This is a genomic window from Kitasatospora sp. NPDC088351, from assembly GCF_040685575.1.
GTDB lineage: Bacteria > Actinomycetota > Actinomycetes > Streptomycetales > Streptomycetaceae > Kitasatospora.
The window spans coordinates 43069-59958 of record NZ_JBFBIL010000010.1; the positions used below are offsets into that span (position 1 = coordinate 43069).

Consider the following 16890-nt stretch of genomic DNA (forward strand, 5'->3'; position numbering starts at 1 on the left):
CCGTCCGGCCTCCGGGCGGGTTCACTCCACCGGGGTCAGCCAGCGCCGGTACCGGGGATCGGCGCCCGAGACCGCCGCCTCGTAGGCCGCCCGCAGCCGGGCCGTCAGCGGGCCGGGCGCGGCCGGCAGCTCCCGGTCGTCCAGCGACCGCACCGGGACCACCCCGGCCGCCGTCCCGCAGACGAACACCTCGTCCGCCGCGTACAGATCCGAGCGCAGCAGCCGTTCCACCCGCACCTCCACCCCCAGGCCCCGGGCCAGCGCCAGCACCGTGTCCTGGGTGATCCCCTCCAGCGCTCCCGCGCTGGTCGGTGGGGTACGCAGCACCCCGTCGCGCACCGCGAACACGTTCTCCCCGGTGCACTCGCTCACCGAGCCGTCCGGGCCGAGCAGCAGCGCCTCGTCGTACCCCGCGTCGGTCGCCTCCCGGCGGGCCAGCACCGAGTTCAGATACGGGCCGGTCGCCTTCGCGGCGGGCGGCACCGTGTTCGGGTCGTTCCGCCGCCAGCTGCTCGTCTTCACCCTGATCCCCGCGTCCGCTTCGGGGAGTTGGGACTGCCACTCCCAGCTCGCGATCGACGTCGAGACGGGGGAGGAGCGCATGTCCATCCCCATCGAGCCGTAGCCGAGGAAGGCGAAGTGCCGCAGATAGCAGGACCGGTGGCCGTTGGCGCGCACCAGTTCGATCGTTGCCTTGGTCAAGTCGTCCACGGTGTAGGGGAGTTCAATACGCAGCATGCGGGCGCTGCGCTCCAGCCGGCGCAGATGCTCGGGCAGCCGGAACACCGCCGGGCCGTCCGCCGTCGCGAACACCCTGGTGCCCTCCAGTACCCCTGTGCCGTAGTGCAGTCCGTGCGTCAGGACGTGCACCCGCGCCTCCTGCCAGGGCACCAGTGCGCCGTCCAACCAGATCGTCGAAGCTTCGGGAAGAGCCATGGGACCATCCTGGCCACCGCCGGACCGAAGGTCAGCCGCCCCGGCGCTGCCGGAACCGGCCATGACCGGGAGCGGAAGGGGCGGCCGTCTCGCTCCTCGGAAACCCCGGACCCACCCGCCGCCCCCTCACTACGCTGCGCTGATGGAGAGCCCCGACGGCCGCCCCGACAGTGACGCCACCCTGCTCTACGCCCGCCTGCTCGCCGAGCCGGGACGCCCGGCCGTCGCCCTCGGCCTGGGCTGGGACGAGAGCCGCCTCGCCGCCGCGACCGGCGAGCTCCTCGCGCTCGGCCTGCTCCAGCCGACGGCCGGCGGTCGGGGCGCGGGCCAGGAGGCAGGTCGGGGCGCAGGTCGGGGGCCGGGCCAGGGCGCCGACGGCGTCGGCGATCACGCTGCCGGTCATGCGGCGGTCTCCGTCGACACGGCCGTCCGCCAACTGCTCCTCGACGCCGACCAGCAGGTCGGCGCCCTGGTCACGGCCCTGCGCCGGGCCCGCGACTCCGTCGACCGCCTGCACACCGGCTACCTGCCGGTCCAGCACCGCCACCACGCCGGTACCGCCCTCGAGCTCGTCCGCGGGGCCGACCGGATCGCCGCCCTGCTGGAGGACGCGGCCCGCGGTGCCCGCACCGAGGCGCTCTCCCTGCGCCCGGGCCAGGACCTGTCGGGTCCGGCCCTGGCCGGCAAGCTGGCCCGCGAACGGCTCGCCCTCGCCCACGGCGCCGCCCTGCGCACCATCTACCCGGCCGCCGCGCTGCGCCGGCCCGCCGTGCTCGCGCACGTCCGGGAGCTGACCGGCGCCGGGGCCAGGATCAGGGCCGCCCACTCGCTGCCGCTCTGGCTGATCGTGGTGGACGCCCGGCTGGCGATCCTGCCCGCGCCGGGCGCCGGTCCGGACGGCGACGCCCCGGTGGCGGAGGCGGCCGTGGTGGTCCGCGAACCGGCCCTGGTCGCACTGGTGGCGGAGCTGTTCGAGTACTTCTGGTCGGCCGCCTGGACGCCGCCGGAACTCCTCTCCGACGCGACGGAGATGACCGACCGTCATCTGGAGGTGCTGCGGCTGCTCGCGGCCGGCCGTACCGATGCGGCGATCGCCCGCAAGCTGGAGGTGTCCGAGCGTACGGTGCGCCGGCTGGTCGCCGAACTGACCGCCGGCCTGGGAGCGGAGAGCCGCTTCCAGGCCGGTGTGCACGCGGCCCGCCTCGGCCGGATCTGAGGCGGGATCTGAGCCCGGATCCGAGGCGGGCCGCGGTGCGGGTGCGTTCGGCTCAGCGCCGTCCGGGCACGGGCAGGCCGAGGTGGTCGCGCAGCGTCGTCCCGGTGTACTCGGTGCGGAACACCCCGCGCTCCTGGAGCAGCGGCACCACCTGGTCGACGAAGTCGTCCAGGCCGCCGGGGGTGAGGTGGGGGACGAGGATGAAGCCGTCCGCCGCGTCGTTCTGCACATAGCCGTTGAGCTGCTCGGCGACCGTCTCGGCCGAGCCGATGAAGGACTGCCGCCCGGTCAGCTCGATCACCAGTTCGCGGCTGGTCAGTTTCTTCTCGGCGGCCACCGCACGCCATCGGGCGGCGAGTTCCAGTGGGTTCCCGGCCCTGACCCGGCCCTGGACGAGGGTGCTGTCCGGGTCGGGGTCCACGGCGGGCAGCGGACCGTCCGGGTCGTGGTCGGACAGGTCGATGCCCCAGACCTGCTCCAGGAAGGCGATCGCCGTCTGCGGTCCGACCTGGGCGCGGCGGATCTCGGCGGCGCGCTCGGCGGCCTCGGCGTCGGTGTCGCCCAGGACGTAGGTGACCCCGGGCATGATCTTCAGCTCGTCGGGCTTGCGCCCGTACCCGGCCAGCCGCCGCTTGACGTCGGCGTGGAAGGCCTGGCCGTCGGCGAGGGTGGAGTGCCGGCTGAAGATGACGTCGGCGGCCGAGGCGGCGAACTCCCGCCCCTCGTCGGAGTCCCCGGCCTGGATCACCACCGGATGGCCCTGCGGCGGGCGGGGGAGCGACAGCCGGCCCTCGACCTCGAACTGCGGGCCGCGGTGCCGCACCGCTTCCTCCTCGCCGTCCCAGAACTCCCGGACCAGCTGGACGAATTCGGCGGCGCGGGAGTAGCGGTCGGCGCGGTCGAGGTAGCCGCCGCGGCGGAAGTTCTCACCGGTGAAGGCGTCCGAGGAGGTGACCACGTTCCAGGCCGCCCGGCCGCCGGAGAGGTGGTCGAGCGAGGCGAACCGCCGGGCCAGCTCGTACGGCTCGTTGAAGGTGGCGTTGACGGTGGCGGCCAGCCCGAGGTGGGTGGTGACGGCGGCCAGCGCGTTGAGCACGGTGATCGACTCGGGGCGCCCGACCACGTCCAGGTCGTGGATGCGGCCCTTCAGCTCGCGCAGCCGCAGGCCCTCGGCGAGGAAGAAGAAGTCGAACCGGCCGCGCTCGGCGGTTTCGGCGAGATGGCGGAAGGAGGAGAACTCGATCTGGCTCCGGGAGGCCGGATCGGTCCACACCGTGGTGTTGTTGACGCCCGGGAAGTGCGCGGCGAGGTGGATCTGCTTGAGCGGTCGGTCCGTCATCGGGTCACCTCGGCGGGGGCGGCGGCAGCGGGGGCGGCGGTGCTGGAGAGGGCGTAGCGGCTGGCGGGGCGGACCAGGCCGAGGTGGTCGCGCAGGGTGCGGCCGGTGTAGCGGGTGCGGAACAGCCCGCGCTCGCGCAGGGCCGGGACCACGTCGTCGGCGAGGGCGGCCAGGTCACGGGCCGGTTCGGCGGGCACCAGATGGAAGCCGTCCACGCCGCCTCCGCTCCCGGCTATCTCCGCGACCAGCGCGCGGGCCGCGGGCGCGTCGGGGAGCGCGGCGTCGATCCGGGCGAGGATCCGCAGGCTCTCGCCCGCGTGCAGCCGCAGTTCGGTGGCGGCGGTCAGCCGGGCGGCCGGGCCGGGGGCGTCCAGCAGGACCACGTCCGCGTACCGGGCCGCGGTGCGGACCCGGGCGCGGGCGCCGGCCGGGGCGTCCGGCGCGAGGTCCGCCGCGGCGACCGGGACCACGATGACCGGGCGGCCCTGCGGCGGGCGCGGGGTGATGGACGGCCCGCGAACGGAGAAGTGCGGGCCCTCGAAGTCGATGTAGTGCAGCTTGTCGCGGTCGATGAAGCGGCCGGTGGCGACATCGCGGATCTCCGCGTCGTCCTCCCAGCTGTCCCAGAGCCGGGAGGCGACCTCGGCGGCGTCGGCGGCCTCGGCCCAGAGCACGTCGGCCGGGGCGACGGCGCGCCGACCGAAGGCCCTGGCCTCCGCCTCCGTGTCGGAGACCCCGACCAGCCAGCCGGCCCGGCCCTCGCTCACCCAGTCCAGCGTGTTGACGGAGACCGAGGTGTGGAACGGCTCGGTGTGGGTGGTGGTGACGGTGGGGACGAGGCCGAGGCCGCCGGTGACCGGTGCCAGCCGGGAGAAGGTGGCGAGGGCGTCGAGGCGGCGCGGCTCGGGGGTGTACGAGTCGTCGAGGGTGGCGAAGTCCAGGGTGGCCCGTTCGGCGAGGCGGGCGAGGGCGGCGAAGTGCCCGGCATCGACGTGGCCGGGGCTGTCGAGGGCAGCGGAAAGGTGCAACTGGCGGGGCATGTGAGGCCTTGACTTTCCTCGTGCGGGTGCGTGCGGGCACGGGTCGGACCTGCGCGGGCACGCGGGGGTACGTGGCGGTGGCCCGGACAGAGCGGGCGGACACGAGAGGCGGGAAGCAGCGGGGCCGGGCCGGGCGGGGTCGTCAGCCGGGCGGCGGCGGGGGAACGGTCAGGTCAGGCGCAACACGCCGCGGACCACACCCGACCGAAGTCGATGTGGCTGCGGGTGACCAGAATGCGCGGGGCGTTCACCGCTTCAGTTGACCAGCGATCTTGCCGGTTCGTCAACCACCGTCTCGCCGGGCGGGCCAGGATCCGGGACGGCCGGAGACGGGACGACCCCGCCCCGCCGCTCGGGGGAGCGAGCGGCGGGGCGGGGTCGTGAGTGGTGCGGGGTGATCCTCGGCGTCAGGCCTTGGTCACGTCCTCGATCTCGTCGTCGTCCTCGCGACCGGGGGTCTTGATGTCGAACTTGATGATCGCGAAGCGGAAGAGGAAGTAGTACAGCGCGGCGAAGACCAGGCCGATCGGGATGATCAGCCACGGGTCGGTCGCGAGGTTCCAGTTGAGCAGGTAGTCGATCAGGCCGGCCGAGAAGCCGAAGCCGTCGTGGACACCGACGGCCCAGGTCACGGCCATCGACAGACCGGTGAGCAGGGCGTGGATGACGTACAGCACCGGCGCGATGAACATGAAGGAGAACTCGATCGGCTCGGTCACACCGGTGACGAAGCTGGTCAGGGCGACCGAGATCATCATGCCGACGACGGCCTTGCGGCGCTCGGGGCGGGCGCAGTGGGCGATGGCCATCGCGGCGGCCGGCAGGCCGAACATCATGATCGGGAAGAAGCCGGACATGAACTGGCCGGCGCTCGGGTCACCGTGGAAGAAGCGCGGGATGTCGCCGGTCCAGACCTGGCCGGAGGCGTCGGTGAAGCTGCCGACCTGCTGCTGGAAGAAGGTGTTCAGGAACTGGTGCATGCCGACCGGGATCAGCATGCGGTTGGCGACGCCGTAGATCCCGGCGCCGCCGGCGCCGAGGCCGGTGAGCCAGTCGCTGGCGTTGGTCAGGCCGGTGCCGATCGGGCCCCAGGCGAGACCCATCACGACACCCAGCAGGGTGCCGACGAAGGCCATCAGGATCGGGACCAGGCGGCGGCCGTTGAAGAAGCCCAGCCAGTCCACGAGCTTGGTGCGGTGGTACTTCTGCCAGATCATGGCGCTGAGCAGACCGACCACGATGCCGCCGAAGACGCCGGGGTTCTGCGGCTTTCCGTCGGGCAGCGCCGCGGTGACCGTCCCGTCCATCGGGAAGGCGGTGAGCACGTTGTGGTAGACGAGGTAACCGACCAGGGCGGCCAGCGCCGTGGAACCGTCCGCCTTCTTGGCGAAGCCGATCGCCACGCCGACGCAGAACAGCAGCGGGAGGTTGCCGAACACGGCGTCACCGGCGGTGGCGAAGACCTTGGCGACCTTGCCCCAGCCGAGGCCGTCCGCGCCGAAGACATCGGGCTGGCCGAGGCGCAGCAGGATGCCCGCTGCCGGCAGCACGGCCACCGGGAGCTGGAGGCTGCGGCCGATCTTCTGCAGACCCTGAAGCAGGTTCTGGCCGAACTTCTTGGTGGGACTTGGCGTGGCCGGAGCCGCGGCGGGCGCCGGTGCCTGCGCAGACTGACTCATGGGGGTGGGTTCCTAACGACAGGGGCGGGTCGGTCGGGGGTAGGTGCACAGGGGGCCGAACCGCGAACTGGTCTACACCACACGTGGTGTAGACCAGTTTTGTAGCACGGGTGGAGAAGGGGGGGAACCCCTGAAAGCGGTGCTGGTGAGAAGCGCTATGAAATCGAAACCTACTTGCGGATCAACGATCATGATTACCCGCCGTGATTGGGATTTTGGCTATTTGCGCAACAAAAAGGCCCGGGCGCTCGGCGGGTGGTGCGCGGAGGCCCGGACGGGGCCGGACAGTGGACGAATGGTCGGCCGGGCCGGGCGGTGCCGGCGGACCTCGGTCCGGGTCGGGGTCCGACTCGGTGGGGCGGGCCGGACGGCGGGGCCGGGGCGCGGGGTGAGGTGGCGGCCGCGGCCGGCGGCGGGCCGGCCGGGACCGTCGCCGGTCAGCGGCGGCGATCGTCGGCGTGATCGCGGGACGCCGCCCGCCCCCGTCCGGGTGCCCGGTATTTCCTGACACATTGAGATCGGTCTCGGCGCAGGTGTCCCGCCTTCTCGGTGAAACCGGCGGCAGCGCCCGGGGGCGGCGGCGGTGGCCGATTGCCGAACGCGGTATCGCCGGCGGTGGTGATCTCTCCCCCCACCCGGGCCCGCTCCCGCCGCCGTGGGCGCTCCGGCGGCCCCGGGGCAGGCCGCCCACGGCCGGTCCGGCCCCGGGCCCCGGGCGTCCGGCGGGCCCCGGATCACCCTGGGAGGGATATCTCCGTCCTTTTCGCGGCCGTCGGAACCGGCTCTTTTCGGATATGCCGAAGGCCCCCGGGCCGATGCTCCGGAGGCCTTTTTCGGATGGCGCGTGGTGACGCTCGGTTTATGCCTTGGTCACGTCCTCGATCTCGCTGTCGTCCTCGCGTCCGGGGGTTTTCAGGTCGAATTTCAGGATGATGAACCGGAACAGCGCGTAGTACACGGCGGCGAAGCAGAGCCCGATCGGGATGATCAGCCAGGGCTTGGTGGCCAGGCTCCAGTTGATCACGTAGTCGATCAGGCCGGCCGAGAAGCTGAAGCCGTCGTGCACCCCGAGGCCCCAGGTCACCGCCATCGACGCGCCCGTCAGTACGGCGTGCACGCCGTACAGCGCCGGGGCGATGTAGGCGAAGGAGTACTCGATCGGTTCGGTGACGCCGGTGACGAAGGAGGTGAGCGCCACCGAGGTCATCAGGCCGTAGATCTCCTTGCGGCGGTGCGGCTTGGCGCAGTGGGCGATGGCCATCGCGGCGGCCGGCAGCGCGAACATCATGATCGGGAAGAAGCCGGAGGTGAACTGGCCCGCGGTGGGGTCGCCCGCCAGGAAGCGCGGGATGTCGCCGTGGACGATGCTGCCGTCGGGCTTGGTGAAGTCACCGAACTGGAACCAGACGAAGGTGTTCAGCAGCTGGTGCATGCCGATCAGCAGCAGCGCGCGGTTGGCCAGGCCGAAGATGCCGGCGCCGCCCGCGCCCAGGTCGGAGAGGTCCTGGCTGAGGTCGGTCAGGCCGCGGCCGATCGGCGGCCAGACCCAGAGGGCGACGCACGCGGTGGCCAGGCCGACCAGGGCGGTGATCATCGGCACCAGGCGGCGGCCGTTGAAGAAGCCCAGCCAGTCCACCAGCCTGGTGCGGTGGAAGCGGACCCAGAGCCAGGCCGTCATCAGGCCGATCAGGATGCCGCCCAGCACCCCCGGGTTCTGGTACGTCGCCGCCGCCGCCCGCGCCGAGGTGTAGTCCACGCACTGGTCGCTGACCAGTACCGTCGGCGGCTTGCAGTGCTCCGGGAAGGCGTGCAGCACCTTGTAGTAGACGAGGAAGCCGACCACGGCGGCCAGCGCCGTCGAGCCGTCCGCCTTCTTCGCCATGCCGATCGCGACGCCGATGCAGAAGAGCAGCGGCAGCCCCAGCGAGGAGTCCAGCAGGGCGCCGCCCGCCGCCGCGAAGACCTTGGCCACGTCGTCCCAGCCGAGGCCGTCCTTGCCGAAGACGTCGTCCTGGCCGAGCCGGTTGAGGATGCCCGCCGCCGGCAGGACCGCCACCGGCAGCTGGAGCGAGCGGCCCATCTTCTGGAGTCCGCCGTAGAAGGTGTGCCACCACGTGGTCTGCGGGGCTGTGGCGCCTGCCGAACTCATCCCTGGCCCTCCGAGAGCAGTTGCCGATCGCTGGCCCCGTGGGGGACCCTCGGACGGGGCTCAGGAACGCCCGGGGTGCTTCCTGCGTTCATCGGAGTACCCATATATTGGTGTAGACCACTTTTGGGTTGCAGGCCGCGCGCGCCGGGGCGCAAGCCCCACTGGTCGTCATCCTCGGACGAAGATCCAGACCGTGCGCGTCGGAATGGGCCAAAAGTGGACTAACGTGGCAGATCGGTCCTGCTCGGGTGATGCTTGTCGCGCTGCCGCGCGGCGCGACGACGGCTGAATCCGCATCAGCACCGACAGCGATCCTCCCCGGTCTTCGGCCGGGGTACCCCCGCACAGCGCAGGACGGCACCCGGCAGAGCAGCCGACGGGCCGAGACAGAGGGAGAAATCAGATGGCCAGCAAGGCTGAGAAGATCGTCGCCGGTCTGGGCGGCATCGACAACATCGAAGAGGTCGAGGGCTGCATCACCCGCCTGCGCACCGAGGTCAAGGACGCCTCCCTCGTCGACGAGGCAGCCCTGAAGGCCGCCGGCGCCCACGGCGTCGTCAAGATGGGCACCGCCATCCAGGTCGTCATCGGCACCGACGCGGACCCGATCGCGGCCGACATCGAGGACATGATGTGAGCTGAGCCCACCGGGCTCGCCCTCCCCGGCCCGCCGACCCCAGGTCGGCGGGCCGAGGCATCCCCGGGGCACCCGTGCGAAGCGACTACGCTCGATGCCTATGTCACGCATCGACGGCCGCACCCCCGACCAGCTCCGCCCCATCACCATCGAACGGGGCTGGAGCAAGCACGCCGAAGGCTCCGTCCTCATCTCCTACGGCGACACCAAGGTGCTGTGCACCGCCAGCGTCACCGAAGGCGTCCCCCGCTGGCGCAAGGGCAGCGGTGAGGGCTGGGTCACCGCCGAGTACTCCATGCTCCCGCGCGCCACCAACACCCGCGGCGACCGCGAGGCCGTCAAGGGCCGCATCGGCGGGCGCACCCACGAGATCAGCCGCCTCATCGGCCGCTCCCTGCGCGCGGTCATCGACCACCGCGCCCTCGCCGAGAACACCATCGTCCTCGACTGCGACGTCCTCCAGGCCGACGGCGGCACCCGCACCGCCGCCATCACCGGCGCCTACGTCGCCCTCGTCGACGCCGTCTCCTGGGCCCGCGAGAAGAAGATCCTCCGCGCCAAGGGCCAGCCCATCACCGGCGGCGTCAGCGCCGTCAGCGTCGGCATCATCGACGGTGTCCCGATGCTCGACCTCCAGTACGAGGAGGACGTCCGCGCCGAGACCGACATGAACATCGTCTGCACCTCCGACGGCCGCTTCGTCGAGGTCCAGGGCACCGCCGAAGGAGCCCCCTTCGACCGCGCCCTGCTCGACCGGCTCCTCGACCTGGGCACCCTCGGCTGCGCCGAACTCGACGAGATCCAGCGCAAGGTGCTGGAGGGCTGAGCCGCTCCCCGGCCGCCCAACGGGCCCCGGTGCCTGGCCGGTTGTACGGCGTCGCTGCTGTACAGGCCGGGCCCGGAGCCCGTACGGTTCCCGCAGCACCCCCGTTGCGGGAACCGCGCACCCCTCGGCGCGCGTCCCCTCCCTTCGGAACCCGCGCACCCAGGAGGACCGGATGCCCCCGAGCATCGCCCGCCCCGCCACCCTCGCCGTGGCCGGCCTGATCGCCATCCTCCCGCTCAGCGCGGTCAGTTGCTCCGCCGCCCAGAAGGCCCTCGACTGCGGCAACACCGCGGTCCGGATCACCGGCGACCTCGCCGACGTGACCAGCGCCTACGACAACGCAAGCAATGACGCGGCCGCCGCCGGGCAGGCCCTGCAGAAGCTGAAGAACGACCTCGACCAACTGGGCAGGAACTCCAAGGACACCGATGTCGCCAAGGCCATCAGCGACCTCCAGACCCAGGTCGACAAGGTCCAGAAGGCCGTCAACGACAAGGAGGTCCCGGACCTCAAGCCGCTGGGCGACGCGGCCGGGAACCTCACGCAGGTCTGCGGCAGCTGACCGGCGGTGACGGTTGGCTAGGGTGGGGGCATGTCCACCCGACTGATCCTCGCCACCCGTAACCAGCACAAAGTAGCCGAACTTCGCGCCATTCTCGGCGCCGCCGGCCTGGACGTCGAACTGGTCGGCGCCGACGCCTACCCCGAGATCCCGGACGTTCGCGAGACCGGTGTCACCTTCGCGGAGAACGCCCTGCTGAAGGCGCACGCCCTGGCGCGGGCCACCGGTCTGCCCGCGGTCGCCGACGACTCGGGCCTCTGCGTGGACGTCCTCAACGGTGCCCCCGGCATCTTCTCGGCCCGCTGGGCCGGCAAGCACGGCGACGACCGCGCCAACCTCGACCTGCTGCTCGCCCAGCTCTCCGACATCGACGCCCCGTACCGCGGCGCCCACTTCTTCTGCGCGGCAGCCCTCGCGCTCCCCGACGGCACCGAGCGGGTCGTCGAGGGCCGTCTCCTCGGCACCCTCCGGACCGCCCCCGCGGGTGACGGCGGCTTCGGCTACGACCCGATCCTGCAGCCGCTCGGTGAGGCCCGCACCTGCGCGGAGCTGACGGCGGACGAGAAGAACGCCATCAGCCACCGCGGTCAGGCCTTCCGTGCCCTCGCCCCGGTGGTGAAGGACCTCCTCGGCTGACGAGGCCTCGGAGAACGACGAAGGCCCACCCGGAGATCGCCTCCGGGTGGGCCTTCGATGTGAAGGCTGGTGCGGCCTGAGGGACTCGAACCCTCACGGGATTTCTCCCATGGGCACCTAAAACCCAGGCGTCTGCCAATTCCGCCAAGGCCGCTTACACCATTGCCTCTCATGCTACTGGGACCATGCGTGCGGTCGCACCACCCTTTCCCCGGCGTGGTCGGCGGCGGGTCTCCGGCGGCCCCCCGGCCGGGTCCGCGCCGGGCCCTCGGCGGGCCCTTGACCTGACCCCCGGTGAGTGCGTGGTTGACCGGCGATGTTTGGGATTTGATTACCAATTGGTACAGACCTATTGACCTATGTGGTTCAGACCACATAGCTTCAGCGCCAATCTGCAATCCCCCACGTGCGTGCTCCCCCACAGGCATGCGCCGGCACTCTCTCCCGGAGGACCGAGTGTTGATCAGAACCACGGCGGAGCAGCGTCCCACCGCTGTTCGCCGCCGCAAGAACCCGGCCGCCCGGGCAGGCGTGGCCTCGCTGGCGGCAGCCGGTCTGGCCGGTCTGCTGCTGGCGACGCTCGGCGCGGCGCCCTCGCAGGCGTCCGCCACCGTCGACAACGCCGCCTGTCGTCCCGACGGCATGTACCAGACGCCCGGCGTGGACGTTCCGTACTGCAACGTCTACGACACCGCCGGCCGCGAGAAGATGGGCGCGGACCACCAGCGCCGCATCATCGGGTACTTCACCGGCTGGCGTACCGGCAAGGACGGTACGCAGCCCTACCTGGTGAGCGATGTCCCCTGGGACAAGGTCACCCACCTGAACTACGCGTTCGGGCACGTCGGCGGCGACAACAAGCTGTCCGTCGGCACCGACAACGACAAGAACGAGGCCACCGGGATCTCCTTCCCGGGCGTGCCCGGCGCCGAGCTGGACCCGTCGCTGCCCTACAAGGGCCACTTCAACCTGCTGACGAAGTACAAGAAGCAGTACCCGAACGTCAAGACCATGATCTCGGTGGGCGGTTGGACCGAGACCGGCGGGTACTTCGGTGACGACGGCAAGCGCGTCAACAGCGGCGGCTTCTACTCGATGACCGTCAACCCGGACGGCAGCGTCAACCAGGCGGGCATCGACACCTTCGCCGGCTCGGCGGTCGACTTCATCAAGAAGTACGGCTTCAACGGCGTCGACATCGACTACGAGTACCCGACCTCGATGAAGGACGCCGGCAACCCGCTGGACTGGCAGCTCGCCAACAGCAAGCGCGGTTCGCTGGCCAAGGGCTACGCGGCGCTGATGAAGACGCTGCGGGAGAAGCTCGACCGGGCCGGCGCCACCGACGGCAAGCACTACCTGCTCTCGGTCGCGGCCCCGTCGTCCGGCTACCTGCTGCGCGGCATGGAGACCTTCCAGATCGCGCAGTACCTGGACTACGTCGACATCATGTCGTACGACCTGCACGGCTCCTGGAACAAGTACGTCGGCCCGAACGCCTCGCTGTTCGACGACGGCAAGGACGGCGAGCTGGCGGCGGCCAACGTGTACGGCACCGGCCAGTACGGCGGGATCGGCTATCTGAACGCCGACTGGTCGTACCACTACTTCCGCGGCGCGATGCCGGGCGGCCGGATCAACGTCGGTCTGCCGTACTACAGCCGCGGCTTCAAGAACGTCACCGGCGGCACCAACGGCCTCTGGGGCACCGCGTCCGCGACCACCTGCCCGGTGGGCTCGGGTCTGACCGCGTGCGGTGACGGCGCCGTCGGCATCGACAACATCTGGAACGACAAGGACGACGCGGGCAAGGAGTCCCCGGCGGGCTCGAACCCGATGTGGCACGCCAAGAACCTGGAGAAGGGCATCGTGCCCGACTACCTCTCCAAGTACGGCGTGAAGGACACCGCGCTCCAGGGCACCTACACCCGCAACTACAGCTCCACCCTGGTGGCGCCGTGGCTGTGGAACGACACCAAGAAGGTGTTCCTCTCCACCGAGGACGAGCAGTCGGTGGGCGCCAAGGCCGACTACATCGTCAACCAGGGCGCCGGCGGCGCGATGATCTGGGAGCTCGCGGGCGACTACAAGTGGGACGCGACCGCCAACGGCGGCAAGGGCCAGTACGTGCCGGGCTCGACGCTGACCTCGCTGATGTACGACAAGTTCAAGGCGGCCTCGCCGTACGGTGCGACCCGCTCGACGATCGCGCTGCCGCAGCAGACCCTGCCGATCGACGTGTCGTTCACCAACTTCGCGCTGGGTGACTCCAACTACCCGATCAACCCGAAGATCCACATCGTCAACAACTCGGCGCTGACCCTGCCGGGCGGCACCGAGTTCCAGTTCGACTACAGCAACTCGGCTCCGGGCAACGCCAAGGACCAGTCCGGCTTCGGGCTCCAGGTCATCAAGCAGGACAACCCGGGCCCGGGCAACGTGGGCGGCCTCAAGGGCACCTACAACCGGGTGTCGGTCAAGCTGCCGGGCTGGCAGTCGCTGGCGCCGGGCGCGTCGATCGACATGGACTTCGTCTACTACCTGCCGGTGACGACCCCGTCCAACTGGACGGTCAACGTCGGCGGCACGCTGTACGGCCTGAAGGGCGACCTGACCCGGGGCGCCGTGGACGGTGGCACCCCGTCGCCGACCCCGACCCCGACGGCCACCGCGACCGTGTCGCCGACCGCCTCGCCGACCGCCACCGCCACCGCGACTGCGACCGCCACGGCGACCGCGACCGCCACGCCGACCCCGGGTGCCTGCACGGGCGCGCCGAGCTGGGACGCGGACACCTCCTACGCGAGCACCACCAAGGTGTCGTGGAAGGGCCACTACTACCAGAACAAGTGGTGGACCAAGGGCGACGACCCCAGCGCCAGCGGTGCCTGGGGGGTCTGGAGCGACCTCGGGACCTGCTGATCGGTCGATCCGATGAGCATGGCTCTCTGAGGTGAGAGACGGCGGTGGCGGTGCACCCGGTCGGGGGGTGCGCCGCCACCGCTGCCGTCTGCCCGGGGAGACCCCGGACCGGGCGTCAGGGGGCTTCGGGCGTCAGCGCGGACGGGCGTCAGGCCGCGTCGACCTTGAGGTCGCGCAGCAGCTTGGCGACGTGCCCGGTGGCCTTCACGTTGTACAGGGCGTGCTCGACCTTGCCCTGCTCGTCGACGATCACGGTGGAGCGGATCACGCCGGTCACCGTCTTGCCGTACAGCTTCTTCTCGCCGAACGCGCCGTACGCCTCCAGCACCGCCTTCTCCGGGTCGGAGAGCAGGGTGACCTTGAGGTTCTCCGCCTCACGGAACTTGCCGAGCTTCTCCGGCTTGTCCGGCGAGATGCCGATGACGTCGTACCCGGCGCCGGCGAAGACCTCCAGGTTGTCGGTGAAGTCGCAGGCCTGCTTGGTGCAGCCGGGGGTGAGCGCGGCCGGGTAGAAGTAGACGATCACCTTGCGGCCGAGGTGGTCGGCAAGGGACACCTGCGTGCCGTCGGCGTCGGGCAGGCTGAAGGCCGGCGCGGTGTCACCGGGCTGGAGACGCTCACTCACGGTTGGACTCTCCTGGTGCGTGGACGGGCGGTCGTACCACGGCAAACTTACCTCCGATGGTGGGTGGGGCCGCGCGGCCCTGCTCGGCAGCTGACAAACTGGTTCAGTCGTACAGGACAACATCAGTGAATTGGGGTGGCCCGAGTGGGCGAGGCGAGCACGAAGGACAAGTCGACGCGGACGACCGCCCAGATCGAGGCGGACATCTCCCGGACCCGCACCCAGCTGGCGGCGACCCTGGACGAGCTCGCCATGCGTGTCCACCCGAGCACCATCACCGCCCAGGCCAAGGCGAAGGCCGTGGCCGCCGTGGAGGAGAAGGCCGGCCGGGCGTACGTGGCGGCCAACGGCGCCGTCGAGAAGCTCAGGGCCCAGTTCGTGGACGAGAAGGGGCAGCCACGCAAGGAGCGGATCGTCCCGGCCGCGCTGGTCGGCGTCGGCCTGGTGCTGCTGGTCGCCTCGGCCCGGAAGCGCCGCAAGGGCTGACCCGCGGAAGCGCGGGCCCGCGGGGGGCTCACGAGGGGCCGGGCGCGTGCGCGCCCGGCCTCCCGGATGCCGGGCCGGCGTCACACCGGTCACCCCGGGGCGGTACCTTCGGGGTCGTGAGTACGAACGACGAACCGACCCGGCAGTCCGCTTCGCCCGAGCACGACTCCCCGCGCCACGACCGGCTCGGCGAGAAGCTGCCGATCAAGATGCTGCACGACCGCGTCCTGGTGAAGACCGAGGGCAGCGAGGGCGAGCGCCGCTCGACCGGCGGCATCCTCATCCCCGCCACCGCCGAGCTGTCCAAGCGCTGCACCTGGGCGGAGGCCGTCGCGGTCGGCCAGAGCGTGCGCTCGGTGGAGCCCGGCGACCGGGTCCTCTACGACCCCGAGGACAAGCTGGAGGTCGAGGTGCGCGGCGCCACCTATGTGCTGCTGCGCGAGCGCGACCTGCACGCGGTGGCCGCGATGCGGTTCGGCGACACCGAGGGCTCGACCGGGCTCTACCTCTGAGCCTCTGAGCTTTGAGCCTCTGAGCCTCTGGGCCCAGGGCGCTGGTCCGGGCGCTCCGAGTCGCCCGGACCCTCCGGCGGGGCTTCCGACCGGTGACGACCCGGCGTTGTCAGTGGGCGGCAGTAAAGTCCCGGCATGACCAGCCGCATGCCTCTGATCAGTGATGAGCAGCGTCGCGCCCGGGTGGGGCGGCGGCACCTGCTGGCGCCCGCGGAGCGGGCCGCGGCCGTCGAGGAGGTGGCCGGCGCGGTCGTCGGGCTGCACGCCTCCGACGCGGCGACGGTGTACCTGTCGGCCTGCGCGCGGCTGGCGGAGCCCTCGGCGGCGGAGGTGGAGGGGGCACTCTACGAGGACGTCACGCTGGTGAAGCTGCTGTCGATGCGGCGGACGATGTTCGCGGTGACGGAGGAGTTCGCGCCGTATGTGAGCGCGTCGAGCGCGCGGGCGATCGCCGCCCGGGAGCGGGCCACGCTGCTCAAGCACCTGCGGGAGTTCGCCGAGGGCTGGGACGAGCGGCGGCTGGCCGAGACGGAGCGCGCGGTGCTGGCGGCGCTGGAGCGGCGCGGCGAGGCGACGACCGGCGAACTCGGCGCGGACGTCCCGGCGTTGCGCGAGACGATGCTGATGTCGGCGGGCAAGCCGTACGAGGCGAAGCAGAGCGTGGGCAGCCGGCTGCTGCGGCTGCTGGCCTCGGACGGGCACGTGCGGCGGTGCCGTCCGCGCGGGTCCTGGCTGAGCAGCAGCTATCCGTGGGCGCCGGTGCCGCCGTGGCGGGACGTGCCGGTGCGGGAGGCGAAGGCCGAGGTGGTGCGGCGCTGGCTGGCGGCGTACGGGCCGGCCACGGTCGAGGACGTGAAGTGGTGGACGGGCTGGACGCTTGGGGACACCCGCAAGGCGCTGGCGGACGTCGCGGCGGAGGACGTCCGGCTGGCGGGCGGGGTGGCCGGGCTGGTGCTGCCGGGGGACGCGGAACGGGTGGTGGAGCCCGAGCCGTGGGCGGCGCTGCTGCCGGGCCTGGACCCGACCACGATGGGCTGGCGGGTGCGGGACTGGTACCTGCGGGCGGAGGACGTCCCGGCGCTGTTCGACCGGGCGGGCAACGCCGGCCCGACGGTCTGGTGGTGCGGCCGGGTGGTGGGCGGCTGGGCGCAGCGCCCCGACGGTGAGGTGGTGTGGCGGCTGTTCTCGGACCTCGGGGCGGAGGCGGAGGCGGCGATCGGGGCGGAGGCGGCGCGGCTGGCGGGCTGGCTCGGCGAGGTGCGGGTGACGCCGCGGTTCCGGACGCCGCTGGAGCGGGAGTTGGTGTCGGGGGTGTAGCGGTCGCT

At 71.7% G+C, this 16890-nt stretch carries 15 protein-coding genes and 1 tRNA gene; 9 read left to right on the forward strand and 7 right to left on the reverse strand.

Annotation, left to right across the window (positions count from 1 at the left end; translation table 11 throughout):
* Nucleotides 1–21: 21 nt before the first annotated feature.
* Nucleotides 22–936, reverse strand: a complete 915-nt coding sequence (locus tag AB0P06_RS10555) for a branched-chain amino acid transaminase (RefSeq protein WP_363606648.1) — start codon at nt 934–936, stop codon at nt 22–24.
* A gap of 142 nt (nt 937–1078) precedes the next feature.
* On the opposite strand from AB0P06_RS10555, the gene AB0P06_RS10560 reads away from it, so the two are divergent.
* The gene (locus AB0P06_RS10560; RefSeq protein WP_363606650.1) at nt 1079–2152 is read left to right on the forward strand and encodes a helix-turn-helix transcriptional regulator; all 1074 of its coding nucleotides are present in this window, start codon (nt 1079–1081) and stop codon (nt 2150–2152) included.
* A gap of 52 nt (nt 2153–2204) precedes the next feature.
* On the opposite strand, the gene AB0P06_RS10565 is transcribed toward AB0P06_RS10560, so the two are convergent.
* The 4 genes from AB0P06_RS10565 to AB0P06_RS10580 all read right to left on the reverse strand — a co-directional run bounded on the left by AB0P06_RS10565 (nt 2205) and on the right by AB0P06_RS10580 (nt 8359).
* Entirely contained in the window at nt 2205–3491 is a 1287-nt protein-coding gene (locus AB0P06_RS10565; protein WP_363606652.1) for an LLM class flavin-dependent oxidoreductase, read from the reverse strand.
* Nucleotides 3488–4531 (reverse strand): LLM class flavin-dependent oxidoreductase, encoded by a 1044-nt coding sequence (locus AB0P06_RS10570; protein ID WP_363606653.1) that lies wholly within the window; start codon nt 4529–4531, stop codon nt 3488–3490. Before AB0P06_RS10570 ends, AB0P06_RS10565 begins: the two co-directional genes overlap by 4 nt.
* 407 nt (nt 4532–4938) lie before the next feature.
* A complete protein-coding gene (locus AB0P06_RS10575) occupies nt 4939–6210 on the reverse strand; it encodes a PTS transporter subunit EIIC (RefSeq protein WP_363606655.1) in 1272 nt (423 codons plus the stop codon).
* Nucleotides 6211–7069: 859 nt separating this feature from the next.
* Nucleotides 7070–8359, reverse strand: coding sequence for a PTS transporter subunit EIIC (locus tag AB0P06_RS10580; RefSeq protein ID WP_363606657.1), 1290 nt, complete (start codon nt 8357–8359; stop codon nt 7070–7072).
* Between the two features lie 403 nt (nt 8360–8762).
* Between AB0P06_RS10580 and AB0P06_RS10585 the strand changes: the two genes are divergently transcribed.
* From AB0P06_RS10585 to rdgB, 4 genes are all read left to right on the forward strand, one after another.
* Nucleotides 8763–8996, forward strand: a complete 234-nt coding sequence (locus AB0P06_RS10585) for a PTS glucose/sucrose transporter subunit IIB (RefSeq protein ID WP_030060521.1) — start codon at nt 8763–8765, stop codon at nt 8994–8996.
* Nucleotides 8997–9096: 100 nt separating this feature from the next.
* A complete protein-coding gene (rph, locus tag AB0P06_RS10590) occupies nt 9097–9822 on the forward strand; it encodes a ribonuclease PH (protein ID WP_363606659.1) in 726 nt (241 codons plus the stop codon).
* A gap of 172 nt (nt 9823–9994) precedes the next feature.
* Complete coding sequence (locus AB0P06_RS10595; protein WP_363606660.1) at nt 9995–10384, forward strand: hypothetical protein; 390 nt, start codon at nt 9995–9997, stop codon at nt 10382–10384.
* A 30-nt stretch (nt 10385–10414) separates the two neighbouring features.
* Nucleotides 10415–11020 carry an RdgB/HAM1 family non-canonical purine NTP pyrophosphatase gene (gene rdgB / locus AB0P06_RS10600; protein WP_363606661.1) on the forward strand — a complete coding sequence of 202 codons (606 nt, stop codon included), beginning with the start codon at nt 10415–10417 and terminating at the stop codon, nt 11018–11020.
* A 67-nt stretch (nt 11021–11087) separates the two neighbouring features.
* On the opposite strand, the gene AB0P06_RS10605 is transcribed toward rdgB, so the two are convergent.
* Nucleotides 11088–11174, reverse strand: a tRNA-Leu gene (locus AB0P06_RS10605).
* 302 nt (nt 11175–11476) lie between these two features.
* On the opposite strand from AB0P06_RS10605, the gene AB0P06_RS10610 reads away from it, so the two are divergent.
* Nucleotides 11477–13942 carry a chitinase C-terminal domain-containing protein gene (locus AB0P06_RS10610; RefSeq protein WP_363606663.1) on the forward strand — a complete coding sequence of 822 codons (2466 nt, stop codon included), beginning with the start codon at nt 11477–11479 and terminating at the stop codon, nt 13940–13942.
* A gap of 148 nt (nt 13943–14090) precedes the next feature.
* Here AB0P06_RS10610 and bcp read toward each other — a convergent pair whose 3' ends face one another.
* Nucleotides 14091–14567, reverse strand: a complete 477-nt coding sequence (bcp, locus tag AB0P06_RS10615) for a thioredoxin-dependent thiol peroxidase (RefSeq protein ID WP_363606664.1) — start codon at nt 14565–14567, stop codon at nt 14091–14093.
* A gap of 144 nt (nt 14568–14711) precedes the next feature.
* Between bcp and AB0P06_RS10620 the strand changes: the two genes are divergently transcribed.
* The 3 genes from AB0P06_RS10620 to AB0P06_RS10630 all read left to right on the forward strand — a co-directional run bounded on the left by AB0P06_RS10620 (nt 14712) and on the right by AB0P06_RS10630 (nt 16882).
* Entirely contained in the window at nt 14712–15053 is a 342-nt protein-coding gene (locus tag AB0P06_RS10620) for a DUF3618 domain-containing protein (RefSeq protein WP_363606666.1), read from the forward strand.
* 209 nt (nt 15054–15262) lie between these two features.
* Complete coding sequence (locus AB0P06_RS10625; RefSeq protein WP_148645002.1) at nt 15263–15565, forward strand: co-chaperone GroES; 303 nt, start codon at nt 15263–15265, stop codon at nt 15563–15565.
* A gap of 135 nt (nt 15566–15700) precedes the next feature.
* Complete coding sequence (locus tag AB0P06_RS10630; protein WP_363606667.1) at nt 15701–16882, forward strand: winged helix DNA-binding domain-containing protein; 1182 nt, start codon at nt 15701–15703, stop codon at nt 16880–16882.
* Nucleotides 16883–16890: the final 8 nt, after the last annotated feature.